The organism is Streptomyces dysideae, from assembly GCF_001514305.1.
Taxonomy (GTDB): domain Bacteria; phylum Actinomycetota; class Actinomycetes; order Streptomycetales; family Streptomycetaceae; genus Streptomyces; species Streptomyces dysideae.
In genome coordinates this window covers 31,367-57,026 of sequence record NZ_KQ949121.1, presented here as the reverse complement: position 1 = coordinate 57,026, position 25,660 = coordinate 31,367, and the positions used below count along the sequence as shown (strand labels likewise).

Genomic DNA, 25,660 nt, shown 5'->3' with positions numbered 1-25,660 from the left:
CCCGGTGACAGCAGACCCGGCAGCACGAGTGCCCCGGCACCGACCGCGGCGAGCCGGCCGAGCTGTCTTCTGGTGAAGTCCACGATTCCGTCCCTTGTGAGAAGTCATCACATGTGTCGGCGGTCTTTCGGCGCGCGAAAACCGCCTCGCACAGTTACCGGGACGGCCCGGAAGGCACCGCCACCGCGCCAAGCGGTGCCGGCGCCTTCCTCTGTGGGCCAGTGGGTTCACGACCGTGAAGCCACTCCCTGCCCGTGCGGGCCTCTGCGCCGAAATCCGGCACGCTGCCCGATCGCTGTGGCCCTGCCATATGAGCCGGGAGCATGACTCCCGTTCCCGGCTCGGCTTTCTGGGCTCCGGGGCCCGTTCCCCGCCGGATCTCGAAGTCCGTCGCCACCCCTGAACCGGGGTGTTGCGACAGCCATCAGAATCCAAGGTTCGGAGTTGACGTTCCCCTGTTGGTCGGTCTGGTCGTTGCAGTCCCCGGATGACAACCCGGGCGCCGTCGGTCGTGCCGCGGTTGTAGGCGTCCAGGCACTTGTTGCCGTAGACCACGAGCCGCTTGCGGGAGGTGTTGTTCCAGGACTGGTTCTCACCGCCGTGGCAGTCCCGCAGCTGTGCGTCGGTGCCGTTGAGGATGGTGTTGTTGATGCCGAGGCAGCGGTTCGACTGCTGTCCGACCACCTGGGCGCCGTTTCGCGCCGGGCAGCGGACAGACCTCGATGGCGTCGAAGTCCAGGGTCCATGCAGGGGAGTTGGAGAACGTCAGCGTGTTCGATGAGCCCTTCGCCAGGGACACCTCGACCGAGACGGTGCCCGGTGTGGTCCAGGATCCGGTCGGCGGGAAGGAGACCTTGGCGGCCTTCTGCCCGTTGACCTGGAAGAGGGCCGTACGGGCCGCGTTGCCGCCGTTGGTGTCGGCGATGTCGACGACCTTGGTGCCCGTGGCGCCGGTGTTCCGGGACGCCCAGCCCATCGGTACCGGTGGCACCGCGATCCGGTGGGAGTCACCGCGACGGGTTCCGTCCGGAGGGGTTCGGCGGGCTCCCGGCTCTGGATGCCGATGAGGCCGCCGACGGCGGTCGTCAGCGCCACGGCAGGGCGTCTCTGCACAGACGTCTCGCGCCTGGAAAGCGCGCGGTTCGGGGCACGGGGGTTCCTTCCGGAGGCCGGACCGCTCTCACACCGCGAATGTCCGGCATTTCGAACATGGGTCGATATACGGAATGATCGCCTGAATGTAAAAGGCACCCCGTACGGAAGTCAACGTGTGCGACGACACTGCCGCTCGGTTGTCCGGGCGGCGCGAGCCGCGCCGGAACGGAACCCGTCGGAAACATTGACGGAATCACAACTCAAACCTATCTTCTGCTCGAAGTACCGCACGCCGTGCGGTACTTCGAACAATATTCCTCAAGCCTCAGGGCAGTTCACGCAGAAATGGGACGAGCGTTGAACAGAACCCTCAGGGCGGTCCTCGCCCTCCTCACCTCGGTGGCCGCCCTGCTGGGGCTCACCACCGCCTTCGCCGGTACGGCCGGAGCCGCCCACCCGCCGGCGGGACAGACGACGCGGTACACGATGACCGCGTTCACCAACAGCAGCGAGTCGAACATGTACGTGTACGACTCGCCGGACGCCACCGGATTCACCCTGCGGAAGGGCCCGGCCTACACCCCGCCGTCCGGTCTGATCCGGGACCCCAGCATCTTCAAGCACACCGACGGCTTCTACTACCTCACTTACACCACCAACTGGACCGGGAACACGATCGGTTTCGCCCGGAGCACCGACCGAGTGAACTGGACGTTCCTGTACAACCACACGATCCCGATCAGCGGGCTGACCCGCACCTGGGCGCCCGAGTGGTTCATCGACACCGACGGCAGCGTCAACGTCATCGTCTCCCTGACGGCGGCGAGCACCGCGACCCACTTCACCGCCCACAAGATCACGGCGACCAACTCCGCGCTGACCGCCTGGTCCGCGCCCACCCAGCTGGCCGGCATCGGGCCGAACAACATCGACACCTTCGTCGTCAAGGTCGGCTCCACGTACCACGCGTTCACCAAGAACGAGACGACGAAGTACATCGAGTACGCCACCGCCTCCAGCTTCACCGGCCCCTACACCAAGCAGAAGACGGGCGACTGGGCCGGATTCGGCGACTGGGTCGAGGGCCCGGCCCTGGTCCAGCTCGACAACGGCGGCTGGCGCATCTACTACGACGGCTACCGCGCCGGGAAGTACTGGTACAGCGACAGCTACGACAACTTCGCCACCTGGTCCACGCCCACCGAGGTGCCCGGGCTGTCCGGCTTCATACGCCACGCCACCGTGCTGAAGGAGACGGTCTCCGGCGGCGTGACCCTCCCGACCAACACCACACGATCCCTCCAGTCCGTCAACTTCCCGAGCCGTTACGCCGTGGTGCGCTCCGACAACCTCGGCTACATCGACCCGGTGACCTCCTCCAGCAGCACCGCCGTCAAGCAGAGCGCCACCTTCACCGTCGTGCCCGGCCTCGCGGACGCCAACTGCTACTCCTTCCGCGACTCCGCCGGACGCTATCTGCGGCACTGGGACTACCGGATCCGCTTCGACAGCAGCAACGGCACGGCCGTCTTCAACAAGGACGCCACGTACTGCGCCCGTCCAGGCGCGACCGCGGGCTCGGTGAGCCTGGAGTCGTACAACTACCCGGGCCGCTACCTCCGCCACTACGGCTACGCACTCCGCGTCGACCTCTACCAGAACACCGACACCTACCGCGCCGACAGCTCCTTCACGGTGGTCAGCCCCTGGGCCTGACCTGTCCAACCCACACTCTGCCGTGCCGTCGCGGACCCCACCCGCGGCGGCGCGGCCCCCCCATCGCCCGCAGGCACCACGGTGCGTCCGGCGGCCCCGGAGACGAGGAACTACATGCCGCGGCACCTCTCCAGAGACGACGACGGACAGCGGCAGTCCGCGCTCCTTGTGCTGGCGTGCCACCGCGAGGAGTTCGTCCTGGGTGCGGTAGCGCAGTTTGGACTGCCGGAAACCGGACGCCCACTCGGAGAGGAGGGGCGGGCGTCCTGTGACCAGGGTGTAGGCATCGAGGATCTGGGCCGGGGTGTCGCCGGCGGTGACCCAGTAGTCGACGCGTCCGCCGGCGTCGGCGGTCCACCGGGTGCTGTCGGCGCCGAGTTCGACGCGGCCGGTGGCGGGGTTGTTCCACAGCAGTCCGTAGCCGCGCGAGGAGTGCAGGAAGGGGATGGCGGCCGCGGTGTTGCCCAGGACGAGGTCGATCACACAGCCCTTCTGGTCCAGGCGCCCGTGCAGATGCTGCCCGAGGCCGTGCAGCTGTTCCCCGTCGTACGCCTCGAAGTGCTGCTCCGTCCGGCCGGCCGCCCGCCGCGTGGACGCGAGGGCCGGCGTGATGCGTGTAGGGGTCCTTGTCTGCGAGGAGTTCACGGTCCGAGTCGGCGTGCAGGAACCTCAGCCGACCATCGGCCGAGGCCTCGACAATGAGGCGGCCGTTGAGCAGGCGGGTACAGCCGTCGTCCGATACGGACACCTCGGCCTGCGGGGAGGGCGAGGGCTCTCCAGCGCGCCCGGGACGGCGGGGTCGATGGTCCCCGATGAGGCCCGGACCCGGACGGCGTCCGGTCCCCAGGGCTCGACGCGGAGGATCTCTTCGGCGGTGTGCCGTTCCAGGCCGCCTGCACGGACACTGTAGGACAAGGGGGATTCCTCGGTTCGACTCAAGCGCCCGGCCACATGGTCCGTGCGGGCACGGGCTGATGTCGGTATCCGCGCATTCATCTGGAGCGGCGCAGGCGGGGCGGGAGCCCCGTCGACAGTTCGAGCTGACGTCATCCAACTCTCGCACTCCTCACACTCCTTCTCGGCACTCCCATGTTTGGCTCGGCGTCAGGGCGCGGGCCGGACGCACATTTCCGGAAGTAGCCAAGTCTTTCGTGTCGCAAGACTAGACAGAGGCAACGTTCGTATCCCTTAATCCATCCCATGTATCAGTGGAGAGGGCTGATGGGACCGAGACCCCTATGAATCCCAGGCCTCGTTGCCCAGCACTGCTGCCGCCTGGCCCACAGTCGCCGGCTCCGGGCGCAGTTCCGACGAGCGAACAGGACCAACCGCAGTGCCGGAGGAGTCTCACGCGCATCGGTTCTCCCCGGCATGGCGGCCGGTACGGTGGCCGCCACCAACGGCTCCGCTGCGATGTCGTCGGCCTGCCACGTATGGCGCCACATCGGCAGCAGACAAGCCCGTGACGTGCTGCACCCGACCGTCGGACATGCGAGCGAACGCACCGACGACCAAGCAGTCACTCTCCCCTCACCGAAAGGTTCAAGATGTCTTCCTCCATCAGCAGACGGCGCCTGCTGCAAGTAGCCGGGGCCACCGCCGCCGCCTCTGCCACCGGATCCTTCGTCGGCGCGTCTCCCGCCCACGCGGCCGTCCCTCCCTCAAGGGCCGACATCGGGGTCTCCGCGCACCCGTTCGAACTCGACCAGGTCCGGCTCACCGCAAGCCGCTGGCTGGACAACCAGGACCGTACGCGGAACTACCTGCGGTTCGTCGATGTCGACCGGCTGCTGTACAACTTCCGCGCCAACCACCGGCTGTCCACCAACGGCGCGGCTGCCAACGGCGGCTGGGACGGGCCGACGTTTCCCTTCCGCACCCACGTCCAAGGGCACTTCCTCACGGCATGGGCACAGCTGTACGCCGTGACCGGGGACACCACCTGCCGGGACAAGGCGAACCACATGGTTGCGGAGCTGGCCAAATGCCAGGCCAACAACAGCGCTGCCGGTTTCAGCGCCGGGTACCTCTCCGGCTACCCCGAGTCCGACTTCACCGCCCTCGAGCAGCGGACCCTGAGCAACGGCAACGTGCCGTACTACACCATCCACAAGACCCTCGTCGGCCTGCTGGACGTGTGGCGCCACATCGGCAGCACACAAGCCCGTGACGTGCTGCTCGCCCTGGCGGGATGGGTCGACTGGCGCACCGGCCGGCTGAGCAGCCAGCAGATGCAGACCATGCTGCAAACCGAGTTCGGCGGCATGAACACCGTGCTGACCGATCTCTACCAGCAGACAGGCGACGCGCGGTGGCTCACCGTCGCCCGGCGGTTCGACCACGCCGCGGTGTTCGACCCCCTGGCCTCCAACCAGGACCAGCTCAACGGACTGCACGCCAACACCCAGGTACCCAAGTGGATCGGGGCCGCCCGGGAGTACAAGGCCACCGGCACCACCCGCTACCGGGACATCGCCACCAACGCCTGGAACATCACCGTCGGCTCGCACACCTATGCCATCGGCGGCAACAGCCAGGCGGAGCACTTCCGCGCCCCGAACGCCATCGCCGGCTACCTGAACCAGGACACCTGCGAAAGCTGCAACACCTTCAACATGCTCACCCTCACCCGGGAGTTGTTCGCGCTGGACCCGAACCGGGTCGCGCTGTTCGACTACTACGAGCGGGCGTGGCTGAACCAGATGATCGGCCAGCAGAACCCGGCCGACGACCACGGCCACGTCACCTACTTCACCCCGCTCAACCCGGGAGGCCGACGCGGTGTGGGCCCGGCGTGGGGCGGCGGCACCTGGAGCACGGACTACAACAGCTTCTGGTGCTGCCAGGGCACGGGCCTGGAGATGCACACCAGGCTGATGGACTCCATCTACTTCCGCAGTGACAACACGCTGATCGTGAACCTGTTCGTGCCCTCGGTACTCAACTGGTCACAGCGCGGCATCACGGTCACCCAGACCACGTCGTATCCCGTCAGCGACACCACGACCCTGCAAGTCACCGGCAGCGTCAGCGGAACCTGGGCGATGCGCATCCGCATCCCGAGCTGGACCACCGGGGCCACCATCAGCGTCAACGGCGTCGCCCAGAACATCACCACCAACCCCGGCAGCTACGCCACCCTGAGCCGCTCCTGGACCTCCGGCGACACGGTCACCGTCCGCCTGCCCATGCGGATCGTCATGCGAGCGGCCAACGACAACAGGAACGTCTCCGCGGTCACCTACGGCCCGGTGGTCCTGTCCGGCAACTACGGTGACTCCGCGCTCAGCTCCCTGCCGTCACTGAACACGTCGTCGATCACACGGACCAGCAGCAGTTCGCTCGCCTTCACCGCCACCGCCAACGGCTCCACCGTCAACCTGGGCCCCTTCCACGACGCGCACGGCCACAACTACACCGTCTACTGGAACGCAAGCGGCAGCGTCCGTCTCGTCAACGTGGGCAGTGGTCTCCTGTTGGGCATCCAGTACATGTCCACGGCCGACGGTGGCCCCGCCCTGCAGTGGTCGGACAACGGCACCGCCGACCACGACTGGTACATGATCACCGATGGAAACGGGTTCCGCTTCCGCAACGCCCACAGCGGCAAGGTGCTCGGCGTCCTGAACATGTCCACGGCAGACGACGCGACCGTCCTGCAGTGGTCGGACAACGGCACCGCCGACCACAGATGGACGCTGCTCGACCAGGGAGACGGGACCTACAAGATCCGCAACGAGCACAGCGGCAAGTTGCTCGCCATCGCGGACAACTCCACCGCCGTCGGCGCGTTCGTAGTCCAGGACTCGGACGACGGCACTGCCGACAACCGGTGGCGCATCGTGAGGAACTGAGATCCGCCCCGGAAGCACATCGTGGTCGCTCCCCACTCTTCCGCTTGCCCGACACTTCGACCCTCGTTCGACATCACGAACGCCAAGGTCGGGGTCAGAGCGCATCAACAGTCCGGACAGCCCCTGACGGAGCCAACCGGAAACGCTCACTCAAGAAATGAGACCCCCATGCACAGACGTAGGTTGAGCCGCAGACACCTGCCTGTGGTACTCGCCGCCCTGGTCGCTTCGGCGGCGACGCTCGTCGCCAACCCCGCTCAGGCGGCTACCAGCGGCGAATTGCGCGGTGTCGGTTCCGGCCGGTGTCTCGATGTGCCGGGCGCCAGCCAGACCGACGGCACGAACGTGCACATCTGGGACTGCCATGGCGGGACCAACCAGCAGTGGACGCTGACGGACGACAACCAGCTGACCGTGTACGGCAACAAGTGCCTGGACGTTCCGGGCCATGCCACCACGGCCGGGACCCGGCCGGTGATCTGGGCCTGCAACGGCGGTACCAACCAGCAGTGGCGGGTGAACTCCGACGGCACGGTCGTCGCCGTGGAGTCCGGGCTGTGCCTGGACGTCAGCGGCGGCGCCACGGCCAACGGCACGGCGGTGCAGCTCTGGAACTGCACCGGCGGCAACAACCAGAAGTGGACCGGCCTGTCCGAGACGTCGCCCACGTGTTCCCTTCCGTCGACGTACCGGTGGACCTCGACGGGTCCACTGGCGCAGCCGTCGAACGGCTGGGTCGCGCTGAAGGACTTCACCACCACGACGTACAACGGCCAGCGCCTGGTCTACGCGACCACCTCTGACGGATCGTCGTGGGGCGCGATGACGTTCCGTCCCTTCACGAACTGGTCGGACATGGCGACGGCCACCCAGACCGGGATCAGCGGGTCCGCGGTGGCGCCCAAACTGTTCTACTTCGCGCCCAAGAACATCTGGGTGCTGGTCTCGAATGGGTGGGGTACCGCCTGGACCTTCACCTACCGCACGTCCAGCGACCCCACCGACCCCAACAGCTGGTCCGCCCCGCAGCCACTGTTCACCGGCAGCCTCCCCGAAGGCGGCCCGATCGACCCGACCATGATCGCCGACGACCAGAACATGTACCTGTTCTTCGCCGATGACAACGGCGGCATCTACAGGTCGACCATGGCGCTCGGGAACTTCCCGGGCAGCTTCGGCTCGTCGTACACGACGGTCATGAAGGACACGAAGGAAAGGCTGTTCGAGGCGCCGGAGGTCTACAAGGTCCAGGGCCAGAACCAGTACCTCATGATCGTTGAGGCGATCGGCGCGAACGGGCGCTACTTCCGCTCGTTCACCGCCTCCGGCCTGAACGGTACGTGGACCGAGCAGGCCGGCAGCGAGAGCAGCCCCTTCGCGGGCAAGGCCAACAGCAACCAGACCTGGACCAACGACATCAGCCACGGTGACCTGGTCCGCAACAACCCCGACCAGACCATGACCATCGACCCCTGCAACCTGCAGTTCCTCTACCAGGGCAGGTCCCCCAGCTCGGACGGCATGGACTACCTGAAACTGCCGTACCGGCCGGGCGTGCTCACCCTGCAGCGCTGACCCGCGCACATGATCACAAGCTCATGACCCCGCCGATCAGGCCCGCAAAGCGGCTTCCGCTTTGCGGGCCGGGAAGGAACCCCTCCATGGTTCCCCTACACAGACGACTGCTGCGTCTCCTCACGGCCACCGCACTGACGCTCACCGCCTGCATCACCGCCTCCGCAGGCACGACCGCCGAGGCCGCGCCGGGCAGCCCCGCGCTCACCCCGCCGCTGGGCTGGAACAGCTGGAACAGCTTCGGATGCGGGATCACCGAGGCGCAGGTCCGCGAGGCTGCCGACGCGATGGTGTCCTCGGGCATGAAGGACGCGGGCTACCAGTACGTCGTCGTCGACGACTGCTGGTTCGACCCGCAGCGCGACGCGGCGGGCAACCTCCGGGCCAACCCGACCAAGTTCCCCAGCGGCATGAAGGCGCTCGGCGACTACATCCACGGCAAGGGCCTGAAGTTCGGCATCTACCAGGCGCCCAACGAGAAAACGTGCGCGCAGGGCGTGGGCACCTACCCCGGCTCCACCGGCAGCAAGGACCACGAGGCCCAGGACGCCGCCACGTTCGCCTCATGGGGCGTCGACTATCTCAAGTACGACTGGTGCTCCGGCAGCGGCACCCTCAGCGAGCAGATCGCACAGTTCACCATCATGCGCGACGCCCTGCGCGCCACGGGGCGGCCGATCGTCTACAGCATCAATCCCAACAGCTTCCACTCCCCCACCGGCGACAAGTACAACTGGGGCGAGGTCGCCGACCTGTGGCGGACGACCGAGGATCTGCTCGACATCTGGCAGAACGGCAACACCAACAGCTACCCGATGGGCGTCGGCAACGTCCTGGACGTCACCGCGCCGCTGGCCGCCCAGTCGGGTCCGGGTCACTGGAACGACCCCGACATGCTGGTCGTCGGCCGTCCCGGCCTGTCACTGACCGAGTCCCGCTCGCACTTCGCCCTGTGGTCGCTGCTCTCGGCCCCCCTCATGGCCGGCAACGACATCCGCACCATGTCGGCCGACGTGAGCGCGATCCTGCGCAACCCCCGCCTGCTGGCGGTGAACCAGGACCCGCTGGGGGCTGGCGGACGCCGGGTGCGCGACGACGGCGACACCGAGGTGTTCGCCAAGCCCCTGTCCGACGGCTCGGTCGCCGTGGGCCTGTTCAACCGGGGAGGGAGCACCGCGACCATCACCGCCACGGCCGCGCAAGTCGGCCTCACCGGCGGGTCGTTCACCCTCACCGACCTGTGGACCGGCGGCACGTCGAGTACCTCCGGCCAGATCTCCGCGAGCGTCCCCGCGCACGGTGTCGCCGTGTTCAAGATGACCGGCGGGAGCCCGCTGGCCGCCACCACCGCACGCCTGCGCGGTACCGGATCCGGCCGCTGCCTGGACGTGGACCGTGCCTCCACCGCGGCCGGGACGGCGACGCTGATCTGGGACTGCCACACCGCCGCCAACCAGCTCTGGACCACGTGGGCCGGAGGCGAGATCCGCGTCTACGGCGACAAGTGCCTGGACGCCTCCGGCCAGGGCACCGCCAACGGCACGCCGGTCATCATCTGGCCCTGCAACGGCCAGAACAACCAGAAGTGGACCACGCAAGCCGACGGGTCGATCCGCAACGTCCACGCCGGGCTGTGCCTCGACGTCGACGGGGCCGGCACCGCGGGCGGGACCCCGGTCATCCTGTGGACCTGCAACGGCCAGAACAACCAGAAGTGGACCACGCTCCCGTAACCCGCCACCCCTGCCACCGCGCAGGGAGAAGCCCGACCGGTTGAGGGCAGTCCCACGGCAGCAGGCCAAGCTGCGGGGACTGCCTTCCTGCACCGGGACCGGGACTTCGAGCCCATCGCCGCAGTCACCTGCCGGCCGCTCCCGTGGCAGGTCACGTCCGCCGAGGTGGTGTACTGACGGCCACTCGGTCTTCTCGTTCTGGCCATGCGGTGAGTTCGACGGGCAGGACGGTCTCGTCGGTTTCTCACTCGATCGGGAAGGCCACCAGGTCGTTGGTGGTTGATGCCTTCCGTCCACCGGTGCTGATGGGACGGAGACGGACCTTCACGCGCTCTCAGCTTCGGAAGCGACGGGCGCTTGGGCGGCCACGTGGTCGTTGGCTTGCGCTTATGTGGCTTGGGGGCGGCTCTGTGAGGCCCGGCTCGCCCTCATGGCCGGTGCCCGTGTCGAGTTCCTGCTGCTGTGCGACGGGGGACGACCTGAGGCTTCAAGAAGAGCGGGTGCGGCACTTCGCCCCGCAAGGAACCCGCGGCCCCTCGCTCCTTCCGGAGCGTCCGCCCGCCGCGAGATCGTCAAAAACCGAGCCCCGGGGCCGGCATCCAGCCGAAACCGTTCACCACAGATCGAGCAGTACCGGGCCACCGCCCGGTCATCACCGTCGGATCAATGGCCAGCGCCTCTCGCCGAGTGTCGAAGCGCTTCACCTGATGAATCAAGCTAATGAGAATTCTCTGGTGAAGCAAGAGGCATATAGGCAACCTAACCTTGCTTCCGCCCACCATTGACACCACATCCAGGCCAATGGGAGCGTCGAAGCGCTTCACCATCCGGTCATCCCCCCGGCCGCGCCGGATTCCAGAAAGGACACCGTCATGTCCCGGAAGTCCAAAGAGAGAAGCGTCAGAGATGTACTGGTAGCCCTGCTGATGGCGATCTCGCCGCTGATCGCGGCGCTCGTACTGACCGGCACCTCGGCCACCACCGCGTCGGCCGCATCACTGACCGAGGTGACCAACTTCGGCAGCAACCCCGGAAACCTGCGGATGTACGTCTACAAACCCGACAACGCTCCGGCACGCCCGGCGGTGCTGGTGGCAGTGCACTACTGCACCGGCACGGCGCCCACCTTCTACACCAACACGGAGTTCGCCCGCCTGGCCGACCAGTACGGGTTCATCGTCGTCTACCCGGACGCGAACGTCAGCGGGCAGTGCTTCGACGTCTCCTCGCCCCAGGCGCTCAAGCATGACGGGGGCAGTGACCCCACGAGCATCGCCCAGATGGTCCGGTACACCGTGCAGAACATGAACGCCGACGCCGGCCGGGTCTACGTCACCGGCGCCTCGTCCGGCGCGATGACGACCAATGTCCTGCTCGGCGACTACCCCGACCTGTTCAAGGCCGGTGCGGCGTTCATGGGCGTGCCGTTCGGCTGCTTCGCCACCACCGACGGCTCCGGCTGGAACAGCGACTGCGCCACCGGCAAGATCACCAAGACCCCACAGGAGTGGGGCGACCTCGTCCGGGCCGCCTACCCGGAGTACACCGGCCCCCGGCCGCGGATGCAGCTGTGGCACGGTACCGAGGACGACGCGCTGTACTACCCGAACTTCGGTGAAGAGATCAAGCAGTGGACGAATGTGCTCGGGGTGAGCCAGACCCCGGTCTTCACCGACTCCCCGCAGTCCGGCTGGACCCGCACCCGCTACGGCTCCGCCACCGCGCAGGCACCCGTCGAGGCGATCAGCATCCAGGGTGCCGGGCACGTCCTGCCCTCCAGCGGTATGGCGGCCCGGGCCATCGCCTTCTTCGGACTCGACGGCTCCGGCGGGACCACGACAGGTCCGGTTCACGCCATCGGTTCCGGCAAATGCCTGGACGTGCCCGGCCTTTCGCAGACCAACGGCACCCAGACGCAGATCTGGGACTGCAACGACGGCACCAACCAGACCTGGACCAGCACGTCGCCCAAGCAGCTCACCGTCTACGGCGGCGCGAAGTGCCTCGACGCGACCGGCACCACGGCCGGCGCCAAAGTCGCGATATGGGACTGCAACGGCGGCACCAACCAGCAATGGAACCTCAACTCCAACGGCACCATCACCAGCGTCCAGTCAGGCCTGTGCCTTGACGTGACCGGTGCCTCCACCGCCAACGGCGCACTGGTCGAACTATGGGACTGCAACGGCGGCAGCAACCAGCAGTGGCACCTCGGCTGACACCACCGCCAAGGACTGCAAGGGCTTTCTCAAAACCACACTCGGTTTCGAGAAAGCCCTACAAGCTCACACCCCCGATACTGCCCTCCTCCTCCGCCCACGCCCCGCGGGCAGACGAGCGACCCGTACCAGACCGTGACAGCCCGCCCCCGCACACCATCTGCCCTGCTCCCACGACCGTGACGGCCAGTGCCGATATGTGCCTGGTTCGCCGAGGAGGAGCGCGGCGGACTGGTCTTCCTCTGCGCGAGGGTGCCCTTTCGGCGCATCTCCTTCGCCCTCCCGGACGGCTTCCGCTTCTACGAACTTCGTCGCACCGGACACCCCCTGACGATCCGCTCGCGCGCGCCCTCAGTAACACGATGGTCCAAGCGCGCCGAGATCGACTCTGCGCACAGTCGTACGATGCTTGTCCTCGCTGTCCTGCCATGTGTGAGCCGACCGCAGCCGGTGCCGTCCCCAGCGGGACCCGGCACCGGTGTCCTCCCGGGATCTGGGCCAGGACAGGCCCAGATCCTCGGGCGCGGGGTTCATCCGGCGGTCAGAGTGGTCCACTTCTGGTTGGAGCCGCCGTTGCAGTCCCACAGCACGAGCTGCGTGCCGTCGGTCGTGGAGGAGCCCGGAACATCGAGGCAGCGGCCGGAGGCGGGGTTGCGGTAGCCGCCGTTGTAGGGCTGCCAGACCTGGTTGGCGCCGCCGTGGCAGGCCCAGGTCTGCACCTTGGTGCCGTTGGCGGTGGCCCCGCCGGCGGCGTCGAGGCACTTGCCCAGGGAGCGCAGGGTGCCGTCGGTGTAGGCGGACCAGTACTGGTTGGCACGGTCGCCGCAGCTCCACGTCTGAACGGCGGTCCCGTCGGCGGTGTTGGCGCCGTTGACGTCCATGCACTTGCCTGCGATGCCGGACTGCACACGGGAGGGCGCGGGGGCGGGGTTCTTCAGCCACCCGGCGCTGTCCGCGGACTGGACGCCACGGTGGAAGGCGTCGGCCATCTTCTGGTAGCCCGAGTCGTTGGGATGCAGGGGGTCGGCCAGGTCGGCCGTGGTCAGACTGCTCATGTCGACGAATGCGACGTGTTTGCCCGCGGCCTGTGCCTCGCTGACGATTTGGCGGATGGCCTGGTTGTACATGCCCCGCCACTGCTCTTCCGAGCTGTTGGTGGACACGACCAGGGAGGCGACGAGGACGGTCGCGTCGGGGACGTCGGCGGTGATCTGGTTGACGAGCGACCTAAGTTCGGCGATGGCGGCGTCGGCCCCGGAGGCCCCTATGAGGTCGTTGGTGCCGATGTGCAGCGTCACGACGTTGGGCCGGTAGCGGGTCAGTGAGGCGTCGGCGAGTGCGGCGATCTCGTTGATGTGGTATCCGGAGTGGCCTTCGTTGTCGGGATCGGACATCGAGCCGTTCCGCCCCGTGCCCACGAAGTCCAGCGGATGGCCGTCCGCCGCGAGCCTGTTCCACAACGGCCCCCGGTAGCCGTTGCCCGTGCTGCTTCCCACACCCCAGGTGATCGAGTCGCCCAACGGCATGACCCGCAAAGGCGTGTCGGAGGCGGCGGAGGCAGGGGCCACACCTGCCGCTGTCCCCCCGAGCGCGGTGGCGACAAGCGTGATCAGGGGTAGAATCCAAGACTTTCTCATGCAGTTTCCTCTGTTCTGCGAGTGATTGCTCAATCAGCGGGACTGATCGCCGCCCTGCCGTACCAGGGTGTGATGCGTGACGACGCCCCTCTCGGCTTCCGGCTCTCCGAACACGTGCAGCCGGCCCATCCAGGGCGGGGCGATTGAGGTGGGGTGGCGAGGACCACGCCGATGCCGCCTGCCTGCATCAGCTCCGTGGGCCTGCCCAGCCAGCCGAACTCCCGTGCGCCTGGGTGAGGTTCGAGCTTCGCCCAGGTCGGGTATCAGGCGGGCTCCCCGTACTGCACTCCGCGTCCGTTGGTGGAGACGTAGACCCGGCCGTACACGCGCGGGTCACCGGTGATGGCGGCTCCGGTCCAGCCCCACTGATGCTGGTCGTCGTTGATCCGCGTCCAGGTCTTGGCCTCATCGTCGGAGCGGTAGATGGCGTTGAAGCTCTCGACGGCGCCGACCATGTAGATCGCCGGGTAGGAAGCGCCCCTGGCGGCCTTGCCGAAGCCCAGGGTGTGTGCGGCGTGGCAGCTGCTGACCTTGGCGAAGGTCGCGCCTGCGTCGGTCGAGCGGTACAGCCCGTTCGCCTTGAGGCTGAGCCACAGGTCGCCGGTGCGGCCCGGAGCAGCCGTCAGCTGGAACTCGCTGTTGCCCGTGCTCAGGCCGGTGGCCCGCGCGGTGAAGGTCCGGCCGCTGTCGGTGCTGGCGAACACCGTGCCGGTCGTGGTGTCGAAGGCGTAGAAGCGGGTCGGGTCGACGGGGTCTGCGATCGGGGCGGCGCCCTTCGGGAAGGAGGCGACCTCGGACCAGGTGGCGCCGTTGTCGGCCGAGCGGTATCCGGGGTTCGCCGTGCCGAAGGACCACAGCAGCACGCTGCCGTCGGCGTTGGTGGCGATCGGCCCCGGCGCGTCCTTGGCGACGGCGGGCTGCGCCTCGAAGGGTGCCCAGGTCTTGCCGCCGTCGTTCGAGTAGGCGCCGTTGGCGTCGTTGCTCCAGCCCGCGCGGACGACGTACGACGGCTTGGCCGCGGCCAGCGACAGGCCGGTGGAGGTGCCGAACACCGGGTTCGACGCCATGCCGCGCGACGGCGACGCCGTGAGCCGCTCGTGGTACATCACACCGATGTCCCCGGACCCGCTGAGCAGGTGCGCCTCACCGGTCGGCGGCGAGACCAGCTGGCGGATGGACGCCTCCTCCAGGCCACGGATCTGCGGGGCCCAGTTCTCGAGGTCGCGGGTGCCGTAGATGGTCGCGCCGGTGCCGTAGACGACATGCTTGGAGTCGTACGGGTCGAGGGCGAGGGCCTGGATCCACCAGCCGAACTTGACGTTGTCCCCGCCCCACTTGAGGTAGGGGGTCTCGGAGACGTCGAAGACGGCCCTGTCCTTCAGGGACGTCCAGGTGCGGCCGCCGTTCGTGGAGCGGAAGACGGTGTCGATCTCGGCCCACCGGTTGTTCGTGGAGACGACGAGCGTGCCGGGGCGGCGGGCGTCGACTGCGACTCCGCCGTAGCCGAAGGAGTCGGTCGACCCGTCCGTCGCGGTTCCGCCCGGCTTCACCGGGGTGACCTCGGTCCACTTGCCGTTGACGGTACGCAGTTTGTGAACGCTGCCGTCCGACTGGCCGTTGGGCCCGGGCGCGTTGGCGTACGTCACGTACAGCTCACGCGTGTGCCTGTCGTAGGCGGCGCGGATCGGCACCTTGGCCGCGGTGCCGGTGGGCTGCCCGGGGACGGCCTCCCAGGTTGTGCCGTCGGAGGTGCGGTACAGGTTGGGCCGGCCGGCGGTGCCGTCGGAGTCGCCCCAGCCGGCGTAGACGGTACGCCCCCCGGCGACGAGGAGCGTGACGCCCTGGCCGGTGGCGCTGGGGGCCGCCGGGAAGCTCACGGCCTGCCAACTGGCGCCCCGGTCGGTCGACTTGAGCAGCCCGTCATGCCGGGTACCCAGCCACAAGGTGTCACTGTCCCGCGGATCGACGAGCAACCGCTCCCCCGCACCCCGCCCGTCCTCGTTGCCGCCCAGCTTCACGGTCAGGTCGGTGCGCTTCCAGGTGGCACCGCGGTCCTCGGACCGCAGCACGGCCCCGTTACCGGCCCAGGACTGGGTGTACGCGCCGAGGGTCAGGTACAGCCGGTTCGGGTGGGCCGGGTCGACGGCCATCGCCTCGACGCCGAGCAGGTTCCAGTCGTCCCAGCCGAGGTGATCGGTCAGCGGGATCCAGCGGCCGGTACGGTCGTCCCAGCGGTAGGCGCCGCCGATGTCCGTGCGGGCGTAGGCGAGGCCGCGACAGGACGGGTGGAAGAGGATGCCGGTGACGAATCCGGTGCCGCCCTGGACGGCGTTGCGCCAGCGGTAGGCGGGGGCGGCAGTCTCGGCGCCGTTACCGGCGGCCTGCGCACGTCCTTGGAGGACCGGCAGGGTGGCGACCGCGGCGGTGGCAGCGGTCCCGGCGAGCACAGCTCTTCTGCTGAGATGGAACGTGCGCATGACATACCTCTTTCTTGTGCAGGACACTTGTGCAGGACAAAGGGGAAGGTGACGCCCTCAGGGCGCGGGGCGGTATCTCTGTGCGGCTCCGCCGCGTGGGCGCGACCAGCCACGACGAAGCCACGGACAGGCGACCGACGGCTCTACGGCGCGGGCCGGGGCAAGGGCGTCAACCCTTGATCGCCCCGGTGAGCATGCCCTTCTTGAAGTGCCGCTGGACGAACGGGGAGGCGACCGCGACGAGGCGCGGAGAGTTCGCCGGTATGGACCGCCTGCTGGAGGCCCCTCGGGGCCTCGGTGTTCTAGGGGGTGTTTCGAAAGTCCCGCACAGCACCCACGGCGCCCGGCACGCTCCCCCACTGCCTTAAGGGCGTGGGAGGTGCCCCCACTCGCCGCACCGGCCAAAAGCCCAAGTACGTCCAGTACGAGGGCTTTCGTCCGGCGCGCCGAGAGCACGCACCGGACACCGCGGGCACCGCACAGGACTTTCGAAACACCCCCTAGTTGAAGATCAGGAGCGGGACGGTGACGGGCAGGGTCATCAGGATGAGCGTGCGGTCGCGGCGCAGCCGGATCCGCCAGGGCACCTTGCCCGCCTTGCCGGCCTTGCTCGTCTTGCGCGGCACCCGGTCCTTCGCCGCCGCGGTGGCGACCGCGGCCGTCGGTTCCTCGACGGCGGCGGGGGGACGTGTCCCGTCGGGCCTGCTCCCGGCCGTGAGAGACATCAGTTGCCGCTGCCGTTCTTGTCGATGAGCTCCTTGTACCAGTCGCGCAGCTTGTCGCCGCCGGAGGACTTCCAGGTGGAGACGGCGGCCTGCACGTCGGACAGCTTCTTGTGGCCCCGCACGTAGTCGAGCTCCAGCTGCTCGAACTGGCTCCGGAGATTGGCGTAGCGGCTGGGCTCGACGATGTTCATGCCGTACCTGGACGTCTTCTTCATGAAGGCACCCATCCGCTGCTGCCACTCGACCTGCTTGCGGGCCACGTCCGGGAAGTCCGGGTGGGCGACGTAGGGAGCCGGCGCCGCCAGCGACGACCAGGCGTTGATCACCTCGGAGTTGCCCAGGTCGTTCTTGGCCGGGACGCCGTCCTTGACGGTGTAGTGGGTGCCCTCGACGCCGTAGTCGACGAGCATCCGCTCCTTGGTGCCGTAGGGCGCGGCCGAGAAGTTGGCGGCGGCCAGCGCGTTCTGCGGACCCACGCCAGGGCCTCGAGGAACGCGGGCTCCTCGATGCGGTAGGTCAGCTTGCCGTCGTCCCCGATGTTCCAGCCGAGCGTCCCGGCCGGGCGGACGCCGAAGATGGCCTGCGAACTCCAGCTCATGTCACCGCAGGCGTACACCTTCGCCTTGGCGCTGGTGACGTCCTTGGCCCAGCTGAGGAACGCCTCGGGCGACTTGGGAACGGACCAGCCCTTCTCGTCGACGATGTCCTTGCGGTAGTAGGGCACGATGAAGGTCGCGGCGGCGGAGGGTATGGGAATCCCGCGCAGCGCGCCGCCGAAGATGCCCATGCGCCAGGCGTCGGAGGGGATCGCGGCCAGGTTCGGGTACTTCTTGACCTTGTCGCCCGCCAGGTAGGGGCCGAGGTCCATGAACTTCGCGGTGACCGCGTTGGAGATCTTGCCGACCAGTTCCCAGCTGGGCACGACCACCATGTCGGGTATGGAGCTGGAGGCAAGGACGGCACCGAGCTTCTCGCCGTAGGTGTTGCCGTCCTGGTTCTGCCAGGTGACCTTGGTGCCCGCCGCGGCGTCCAGCGCCGTGTAGTAGGGGTTCTTGGGCTTCGGAGGGGCGCCCCAGAACGGAGACATGATCTTGAAGGAGGCGCCGGTGCCGAGCTTGTACGGCACCGAGGTGGCGAGGGCCGCGAGATCGACCTTGCCGGTGTAGCCGGCCGCCGAGCCGTTCTTCGCCGGAAGAACCGGCTGGGCCACCTTGCTCCCGACATATGTCGGGAGCAGCTTGTCGGCGGCCTTGCCCGACGTGGTGCCCTCGCGCGACCCGCTGTCCGACCCGCCGCAAGCGGCGAGCAGCGGCATCCCACCGGCCCCCGCTGCGGCGGCGACGGACATGGAGGCGACGTTCGGCGTCATAGCGTCAACCCTTCATGGCGCACCCGGACACCCGGCGGTGGGCCGTCGGCTGCGGTGGCGTGACTTGAACCAGCTGAGCTGAAAGCGGACATCCCATCACTGTCGACGCAATACTCAGTCGAAGCGCTTCGATGTTGCTGTGAGATTAAGTGAACGCCCATGGGCGCACAAGGGTCGCTTCAAAGATTCCTCCGAGGCACTGGAGGAGGTTCTCCATGTTCCCTGCTTGATGGACGGTGTTGATCTCTTGATGTTCTCCTGGTGCCCTGGCACGCATCGAAGCGCTTCGAAAGCACTCTCCGCTCCACCCCAAGGGAATCCCACGTGTCTGCTGGGCATCGCGGCCTTGCACACCGGCCAGGAGGCCCTGCATCGCGTCGCCTGGATGGGCCAGGCCACCGTTTTCGCCCAGGCGGTCGGCCTCGGTGCGACCCGGAACACCGATCTCGTACGGTGGGTCGGCGAGGCCGTCTCCACGGAGACCCGCGCGATGCGCGCCCGCGACGACTGGGTGGGCCTGAAGTTCAGGTCCCCGAAGACACGCTCGGTCGATCTCTTCGTGGGTGACGGTCCGGTACTGGTAGTGCTCACGCTCTTGCCGGGTACGGCCGAGCCCCACGGCTTCGCCGATTGAGCGCTCCCGTTGTCGGGGACCAGTGTGCAGGACGTCCGCCTCGGACTGCGTGGTCCGGTGCGGGGTAGGTGGGCGCCTAGTGGCACAGCCCGGCGTGCTGGCCGGCCGTCGGCGAGGCCGGCCAGTTCGAGGCGAACCGTCACCGTCGCGCCGCCCGCCGTGCGCAGCACCCGTTGAGGGCGGGTGCTCCCCACCTTGGTCAGGTTGTCGGCCGCCAGCGGTGCGAACGCCTTCAAGCGCAGGTAGCCGGGGTGTTCCGTCAGCCGGGCATTCGACGCCTACGCCTCGACGGTGACGAAGCAGGTGCCGCTGTTCGAGAAGAAGAACACAGCCTCTCCCAACACCGTCTGCACGCTGGACGCGTTCGTCTCCATCTCGTTCCCCGCCACGAACGCCAACTACAAGATTCTCAATAAGAAGAGTGCCAAGGCGATCGATGTCTCAGGTGCGTCGACGTCCGCCGGAGCCAACGTCATCCAACGGAAACGGCTACTACGAGGTCCCGCTCGGGGGGCGGACGGAGGGAAGCGAAGGACCTGCGGGTGGTGCTGGCGAAACGCGGGCCGGCACCGCCCTTGAAACGCTGCCTTCGAGGCCGGTTCCCGGGAGACACGTCGACGGGGTCGAGGCTCGGCGGGCGCGTGGATTTTGTCGGCCACGGTCATGTCGACCGATGGACGCGGCAAGTGGCCATTGCCACGCGAGCGGTGTGGCAGATGGGCCGGTGCGTGCGCGCAGCTCCGGCCCGTGAGGTCGGAGCTGCCCGACGAGTAACGGGCCGTAGTGGCTCACTGGGTGTAGTAGGTGGCGTCGGCCCGGTCGGTCGCCGTGCTGAGCGCCTGGACGTACAGCAGGTAGTTGTAGTGGCGGATGCAGCGGCCCGGGAGGGTGAACGACTCGTACGAGACTCCGGCGGAGTCCGCGAGGCCGGCCCGGGCGGTGAAGGAGGCGTCGGACGCGAACTGCGCCGTCCCGTCGTTCTTCTCCACCCACACCTCGTTGTTCTTGTGGCGCAGGAAGTAGCCGGGGAAGTTGGCCGACTCCAGGGAGACGGTGCCCGTGCCGGTGAGACCGGTGACGACCCGGAACTGCGAGTCGGCCAGTGGCGAGACGTTCGGCTCGATCTTGGCGCGGTAGTCCCAGTGCCGGATGAACCGGTCGGGGAAGTTGTACGAGGAGAGCCGGATCGGGGTAAGGCCGTCCGCGACCGGGATGCCGAAGTCGGGTGTGCCGTCGGCCTTCCAGTAGATCTTCTGGACGCGGGTGCGGCGGTTGGGGTCCTTGAGGGGGTCGCCGCTGATGTCCTTGTAGCTGCGGTCGTGGTAGACGAGCAACTGTCAAGAGCTGTGCGTCGGTTGGGGTGTGTCACGCTGCGACGGGTTCCTCGGGGCGTTCGACGAGGTGACCGTTGTCGAAGCGGGCGCCGGCCCGGACGAGGGCGACGAGGTGGGGTGCGGTCCTCGGCTTGTAGATCTCCTGCAGGGCCTTCTTCGCGCCCGGCTGTGCGGACTTCGGCAGGGCATTCGTTACATTTCGGGTTTTGTGAACCCAGCACCTTTGATGCCGGGCATCGGGGAACACCTCCGCAAGGGCCTTCCACAGGCCCATCACGCCGTCCCCGACCGCCAGTGCCGGATCGCGCATGCCGCGCCGACGGCAGTCGCGCGGCAGATCGGCCCACGACTCGGTCGACTCCCGCAGCCCCTCCGCCAGCGCGATCAGCTCCTTGGAGCCGTCGGTGCGCACGCCCATCAGCACCAGGACACAGGAGCGGGCCTGGCCCAGGCGGACCTTGGGGTGCACCGCGTCGGCCCACACGTACACGTAGTCGGTCTGCGACAGGTCGCGGTTCTGGAAGGCGGCGTGGTCGTCCTGCCACTGCTTGGTCAGCCTCGTCACGGTGGCCGGCGACAGCCCGGCCGAGCCGCCCAGGAACTGCTCCAGCGCGGGCACGAAGTCCCCGGACGACAGTCCGTGCAGGTAGAGCAGCGGCAGCACCTCGGAGACCTTGGCCGACTTGCGGCACCACGGCGGCAGGATCTTCGAGGAGAACCGCTTGCGCTCGCCGGTCGCCTCGTCGATGCGCCGGTCGTTCACCCGCGGCGCCTTGACCTCGATGGGGCCGGCAGCCGTGGTCACCGACCGCTCGCGGTGGTAGCCGTTGCGGACCACCAGACGCCGACCCGCCTCGTCGCACTGGTCGGCCAACTCGGCTGTGTAGGCGTTGACTTCGGCCTCCAGCGCGGCGGCCAGCATTCGCCTCGCGCCCTCGCGGACGATGTCGTCAATCAAGGAGCCGGTCTCGGTGGAACCGTCGGCATTCACTACGCTCAGCACGGGCGTGGCTTCACCCTTCCCGACCGACGGTGCAACGTCGGCCTACTCGATGACCAGAAGTCGATCACTCGGGAAGGTACGCCCTTCGCGTCCAACCCGAGGCCGATCCACAAGTCATGAGCATTGCTCCTCCAGGTGCGGGCATGCCCCTGGCGCCTGGTGGGCAACACGCGCTGTTCTGTCCGGTGGGCAACACACGCCGTTCTGGCTGGCGGGGCGGCGAGTGTGGACGGTGGCCGCGGGTTCGCGCGTACTGGTTTCCGATGTGTTTCATGAGGTTTGCGCGAGGTATTGACACCCGCATGGTCGGCTCCTATCTTTCCTTCACGCGAACCGGTTCGATGCCGGATTCAAGCGTCACTCCCACCTCTGCAAGTGAACGGTCTCCTTCTCCTCTGGAAGTAGCGAACCGGTTCGATGAAGGAGCCCTGTGAACATCGGTGAGATTGCCAGGCGGGCCGGTGTCTCGCGGAGCACCGTGTCGTATGCGTTGAGCGGCAAGCGTCCGGTGTCGGACGAGACCCGCGAGAAGATTCAGCGGGTCATCGACGATTTGGGCTACCGGCCCAACGCGAGCGCACGTGCTCTGGCCAACGGCCGGACCAGCACCATCGCTCTGGTCTTCCCGCCGGCCGGGGACCACTACACCGGAATGCAGCTCGATTTCCTCGGCAGCGTGGTGGAGGCCGCGGCCGCTTATGACTACGACGTGCTGCTGTCCCCGAGCGGTGTGGACAGCGACCGCTCGTTCCAGCGGCTGCTGGGGGAGCGGCGGGTCGACGGCGCGATCCTGATGGAGATCAGGCTCCAGGACGACCGGGTCGACCACCTCCTCGCCGAGGGCTTTCCCGCGGTCTGCATCGGCCGCACCTCGCGGCCGGAGAGCGGCTGGTGGGTGGGCCTGGACCACACGGCGCTGGCGGCGGCCTGTGTCCACCACCTCGCGGACCTGGGCCACGACAGGGTCGCCTTCGTCAACCGGCCCGAGCGGCTGCTGCGCGCCGGGTACGAGTCCGCGCACCGGGGGCTGGACGGCTTCACCAAGGCCGCCGCGGAGCGTGGGCTCACCGTCCGCACGTACAACTGTGAGGACGACGCACCCTCCGGTCAGGCCTGCCTGGAGCGGATCCTGTACGACGATCCCGACACCACGGCCCTCGTCACACTGAACGAGGCCGCGCTCGGAGGTCTCTACCGGGGCCTGGCCCACGCGGGCCGCCATGTGCCGCGCGACTTCTCCGTCACCGGTGTCGTCGCCACCCGGTGGGCCGAGACGGTGACCCCGCAGCTCACGGCGGCCGACGTGCCCGCGGCGCAGATGGGGCGCCTGGCCGTCGAGCTGCTGGTCGAGCGGCTCGACCACCCTGACGCGCCCCCTCGCCACCAACTGCTCGCCCCGCCGATCTCGCTCCGCGCCAGCACCGGGCCCGCCGTCCCCCACCCTCCGGGGGACAAGCGCGGGATCCCCGACGTCGACTCGACCGCCTGACAGGCCGCCCTCCGCATCCCCTGTGGATCAAGGGCCCTGCTCGTCCTCCGTCACCTTTCGCCCCGTCACCGTTCAACCGGCCGCTCCGCGACTCCGCGGCGCTGTTCAGCCTGCCCTGCCATCCGTCCGCCTCCCCTGGCATGCCCATGCCTGACACACGCAAGGAACACCCGATGAACAGATCCACCAGACGCCGTCTCACCGCCACCGCCATGACCGTCGTCGCCCTCACCACCGTCACCACCGCATGCTCCTCCGGCGACGACTCCACGTCCGCCAAGGCGACAGACGGCGGCAGCTACACCATTTGGGACCCCTACCCGCAGTTCGCCAAGGGCTCGGACTGGGCGAAGCTGCTGGACGGCTGCGGCAGCAAGGCCGGAGTCAAGATCAAGCGAACGGCCTTCGACACCAGCGACCTGACGAACAAGGCGCTGCTGGCAGCCCAGCAGGACAACTCCGCCGACGTGCTCATCGTCGACAACCCGGTGGTGTCGACGCTGGCCGAGGCGGGCGTGCTCACCACGACCGACGAGAACAAGGTGGACACCTCGAAGGTGGACCCCAACCTGCTCGCGGCCGGTCAGTCGGGTGGTAAGACCTACGGCACGCCCATCGGCGCGAACACCCTCGCCCTGTACTACAACAAGGACGTCCTCAAGGCCGCGGGCGTGGACGTCGCCTCGGTCAAGGACTGGAAGTCGCTGACGGCGGCGCTGGAGAAGGTGAAGAAGGCGGGCAAGAAGGGCATCACCTTCTCCGCGATCGGGACGGAGGAGGGCAGCTTCCAGTTCCTGCCGTGGCTGTGGGGTTCGGGCGCGCAGCTGACCGAACTCGACTCCGCCCAGGGTGTGGCGGCCGTGTCCTTGTGGAGCGACTGGCTGAAGAAGGGCTACGCGCCCAACTCGGTCATCAACAACACGCAGACCACCAGTTGGCAGGAGTTCGCGAGCGGCGACTACGCCTTCGCGGAGAACGGCACCTGGCAGCTGGCCAATGCCGAGAAGGCCGGCTTCGACTACGGCGTCCTGCCCATCCCCGGCAAGGACGGGGGCAACGCCGCGGCCCCGACGGGTGGTGAGTTCGTCACCGTCCCGGTCCAGGGCGACACCGGCCGCTACGCCACCACACAGAAGCTGGTCTCCTGCCTGACCAGCACCGAGAACCTGTACGCCACCGACACCACCCTGTCCTACGTGGCTCCCACCAGCGAGGTCCAGGACAAGCAGGTGACGGAGAACGCCGAGCTGAAGCCGTGGGTCGAGGCGGTCAAGGCAGCCAAGGGACGCACCAGCGACGACCTCGGCACCAAGTACCCCAAGATCTCCGAGCAGTTGTGGAAGGCGGTCCAGTCCGCCCTCAGTGGTTCCAAGTCGCCCAAGGACGCGCTGACCGCGGCACAGGACGCCGTCAACTAGACCCGCAGGCAACCGCGACCCAGGGCTCCTCGATGAAGCACACCACACACCTGCCGGACCGCCGACTGGTGCGTGACCGGAACGGGGCGGCGGCCACCGCCGCCCCGCCCCCGGCCCGCATCGCCCACCGGCGCCGTCGTCCCACCTCCCAGCTGGGGGTCCCCCCGGGCGAAGCCTGGGGGAGGGCCGCCTGGGCCTTCCTCGCCCCGGTCACCCTCTACCTCGCCCTCTTCTACGCCTATCCGCTCTACCGCAACCTCGACCTGAGCCTGCGCAACTACACCGTCCGCTCCTTCGTCCAGGGCAACGCACCGTTCACCGGATTGGACAACTACCAGAAGGTCTTCGACGACCCGACCTTCGGTCCGGCACTCACCCACACCGTGGTGTTCACCGTCGTGTGCCTGTTTTTCCAGTACGCCATCGGCCTGGCGCTGGCGGTCTTCTTCAACCAGCACTTCCGGCTGTCCGCCACCCTGCGCGCCCTGTTCCTGGTGCCGTGGCTGCTGCCGCTGATCGTGTCGGCCTCCACCTGGTCGTGGATGCTCAACAGCGACTCCGGTGTCGTCAACGCGGCGCTGCACGCCGTCGGCATCGGGCCGGTGAACTGGCTGACGTCACCGGAGTGGTCGCTGACGTCGGTGATCATCGCGAACATCTGGATCGGGGTCCCGTTCAACCTGGTCGTGCTCCACAGCGGCCTGCAGTCCATCCCCGCCAGCCTCTACGAAGCGGCCGCCCTCGACGGCGCGAGCGCCTGGCGACGCTTCTGGAGCATCACCTTCCCACTGCTGCGCCCCGTTTCCGCCATCACCCTGCTGCTCGGGTTGGTCTACACGCTCAAGGTCTTCGACATCATCTGGATCATGACCAAGGGCGGCCCCGCCGACTCGTCCACCACCTTCGCCACCTGGTCCTACCAGCTCGGCTTCGGCAACCTGCTGCCCGCCTTCGGCCCCGGCGCGGCCGTCGGCAACCTGCTCGTGGTCGCCGCCCTGGTCTTCGGCCTGGTGTACCTGAAGGTCCAGAGAAAGCAGGCACTGGCATGAACCTGCTGCACCGGTTCCGCGGTACGGGGTGGAAGACCGCCCTCGGCCTGGCACTCACGGCCGTCATGCTCTTCCCGGTCTACTGGATGCTCAACGTGTCCTTCACTCGCGACCAGGACATGCGCAAGTCGCCGCCCGGCCTGTTCCCCGTCCACGGCACGCTGGCCGGCTACCGCGCCGTCTTCGACCAGCAGTTGCCCTACCTCGGCACGAGCCTGGTCATCGGTCTGGGCACGGTCGTGCTGACCGTGGCGCTGGCTGCGCCCGCCGGATACGCGCTGGCGAAACTCCGCCCCCGCGGCGGGGACCTGCTCAGCTTCCTCTTCCTGGTGG

13 protein-coding genes and 7 pseudogenes are annotated in these 25,660 nt (G+C 68.1%); 10 read left to right on the top strand and 10 right to left on the bottom strand.

All coding sequences use genetic code 11. The annotated features are described in order from the left end of the window. Window positions 1–684: ricin-type beta-trefoil lectin domain protein (locus AQJ91_RS56860; RefSeq protein ID WP_234383388.1), on the bottom strand; the 684-nt coding region annotated here is incomplete at its 3' end. Beyond that, window positions 593–991, bottom strand: a complete 399-nt coding sequence (locus AQJ91_RS56855) for a carbohydrate-binding protein (protein WP_234383386.1) — start codon at window positions 989–991, stop codon at window positions 593–595. The genes AQJ91_RS56855 and AQJ91_RS56860, both read right to left, overlap by 92 nt. 461 nt (window positions 992–1,452) lie before the next feature. Here AQJ91_RS56855 and AQJ91_RS42955 point away from each other — a divergent pair, with 461 nt between their 5' ends. The 5 genes from AQJ91_RS42955 to AQJ91_RS42930 all read left to right on the top strand — a co-directional run bounded on the left by AQJ91_RS42955 (window position 1,453) and on the right by AQJ91_RS42930 (window position 12,192). After that, window positions 1,453–2,811: a glycoside hydrolase family 43 protein gene (locus AQJ91_RS42955; protein ID WP_067033871.1), complete on the top strand. Its 1,359-nt coding sequence runs from the start codon at window positions 1,453–1,455 to the stop codon at window positions 2,809–2,811. A gap of 1,547 nt (window positions 2,812–4,358) precedes the next feature. Beyond that, complete coding sequence (locus AQJ91_RS42950; protein ID WP_067033868.1) at window positions 4,359–6,665, top strand: beta-L-arabinofuranosidase domain-containing protein; 2,307 nt, start codon at window positions 4,359–4,361, stop codon at window positions 6,663–6,665. A gap of 168 nt (window positions 6,666–6,833) precedes the next feature. Beyond that, window positions 6,834–8,240 (top strand): non-reducing end alpha-L-arabinofuranosidase family hydrolase, encoded by a 1,407-nt coding sequence (locus tag AQJ91_RS42945; protein ID WP_067033865.1) that lies wholly within the window; start codon window positions 6,834–6,836, stop codon window positions 8,238–8,240. Between the two features lie 86 nt (window positions 8,241–8,326). Then, complete coding sequence (locus AQJ91_RS42940; RefSeq protein WP_067033862.1) at window positions 8,327–9,973, top strand: glycoside hydrolase family 27 protein; 1,647 nt, start codon at window positions 8,327–8,329, stop codon at window positions 9,971–9,973. A gap of 872 nt (window positions 9,974–10,845) precedes the next feature. Beyond that, window positions 10,846–12,192 carry an extracellular catalytic domain type 1 short-chain-length polyhydroxyalkanoate depolymerase gene (locus AQJ91_RS42930; RefSeq protein ID WP_067033855.1) on the top strand — a complete coding sequence of 449 codons (1,347 nt, stop codon included), beginning with the start codon at window positions 10,846–10,848 and terminating at the stop codon, window positions 12,190–12,192. A gap of 530 nt (window positions 12,193–12,722) precedes the next feature. Here the strand turns inward: AQJ91_RS42930 and AQJ91_RS42925 are convergent. The 6 genes and pseudogenes from AQJ91_RS42925 to AQJ91_RS42910 form a co-directional block, all read right to left on the bottom strand. Next, on the bottom strand, window positions 12,723–13,829 hold the full coding sequence (locus AQJ91_RS42925) for a ricin-type beta-trefoil lectin domain protein (protein ID WP_067033851.1): 1,107 nt from the start codon (window positions 13,827–13,829) through the stop codon (window positions 12,723–12,725). A gap of 78 nt (window positions 13,830–13,907) precedes the next feature. Continuing rightward, window positions 13,908–14,086 (bottom strand): annotated as a pseudogene (locus AQJ91_RS56845) (beta-galactosidase); the annotation flags it as partial. A 6-nt stretch (window positions 14,087–14,092) separates the two neighbouring features. After that, complete coding sequence (locus AQJ91_RS42920; RefSeq protein ID WP_067033844.1) at window positions 14,093–16,306, bottom strand: sialidase family protein; 2,214 nt, start codon at window positions 16,304–16,306, stop codon at window positions 14,093–14,095. A gap of 169 nt (window positions 16,307–16,475) precedes the next feature. Next, window positions 16,476–16,602: pseudogene (locus AQJ91_RS56840) on the bottom strand (carbohydrate ABC transporter permease); the annotation flags it as partial. A 204-nt stretch (window positions 16,603–16,806) separates the two neighbouring features. After that, on the bottom strand, window positions 16,807–17,031 hold the full coding sequence (locus AQJ91_RS42915; protein WP_067033838.1) for a hypothetical protein: 225 nt from the start codon (window positions 17,029–17,031) through the stop codon (window positions 16,807–16,809). Continuing rightward, window positions 17,031–18,400 (bottom strand): annotated as a pseudogene (locus AQJ91_RS42910) (extracellular solute-binding protein). Before AQJ91_RS42910 ends, AQJ91_RS42915 begins: the two are co-directional and overlap by 1 nt. A gap of 331 nt (window positions 18,401–18,731) precedes the next feature. On the opposite strand from AQJ91_RS42910, the pseudogene AQJ91_RS42905 reads away from it, so the two are divergent. Continuing rightward, window positions 18,732–18,935 (top strand): annotated as a pseudogene (locus tag AQJ91_RS42905) (hypothetical protein); the annotation flags it as partial. A gap of 887 nt (window positions 18,936–19,822) precedes the next feature. Here the strand turns inward: AQJ91_RS42905 and AQJ91_RS42900 are convergent. Further along, window positions 19,823–20,368, bottom strand: a pseudogene (locus tag AQJ91_RS42900) (AbfB domain-containing protein); the annotation flags it as partial. A 129-nt stretch (window positions 20,369–20,497) separates the two neighbouring features. Next, window positions 20,498–21,371: pseudogene (locus AQJ91_RS42895) on the bottom strand (IS256 family transposase); the annotation flags it as partial. A 430-nt stretch (window positions 21,372–21,801) separates the two neighbouring features. On the opposite strand from AQJ91_RS42895, the gene AQJ91_RS42890 reads away from it, so the two are divergent. From AQJ91_RS42890 to AQJ91_RS42875, 4 genes and pseudogenes are all read left to right on the top strand, one after another. Then, window positions 21,802–22,860: a LacI family DNA-binding transcriptional regulator gene (locus AQJ91_RS42890; RefSeq protein ID WP_067033829.1), complete on the top strand. Its 1,059-nt coding sequence runs from the start codon at window positions 21,802–21,804 to the stop codon at window positions 22,858–22,860. 173 nt (window positions 22,861–23,033) lie between these two features. Next, complete coding sequence (locus tag AQJ91_RS42885) at window positions 23,034–24,278, top strand: sugar ABC transporter substrate-binding protein (protein WP_067033826.1); 1,245 nt, start codon at window positions 23,034–23,036, stop codon at window positions 24,276–24,278. 32 nt (window positions 24,279–24,310) lie between these two features. Then, a complete protein-coding gene (locus AQJ91_RS42880; RefSeq protein ID WP_067033820.1) occupies window positions 24,311–25,327 on the top strand; it encodes a carbohydrate ABC transporter permease in 1,017 nt (338 codons plus the stop codon). Then, a pseudogene (locus AQJ91_RS42875) lies at window positions 25,324–25,660 on the top strand (carbohydrate ABC transporter permease); the annotation flags it as partial. The gene AQJ91_RS42880 and the pseudogene AQJ91_RS42875, both read left to right, overlap by 4 nt.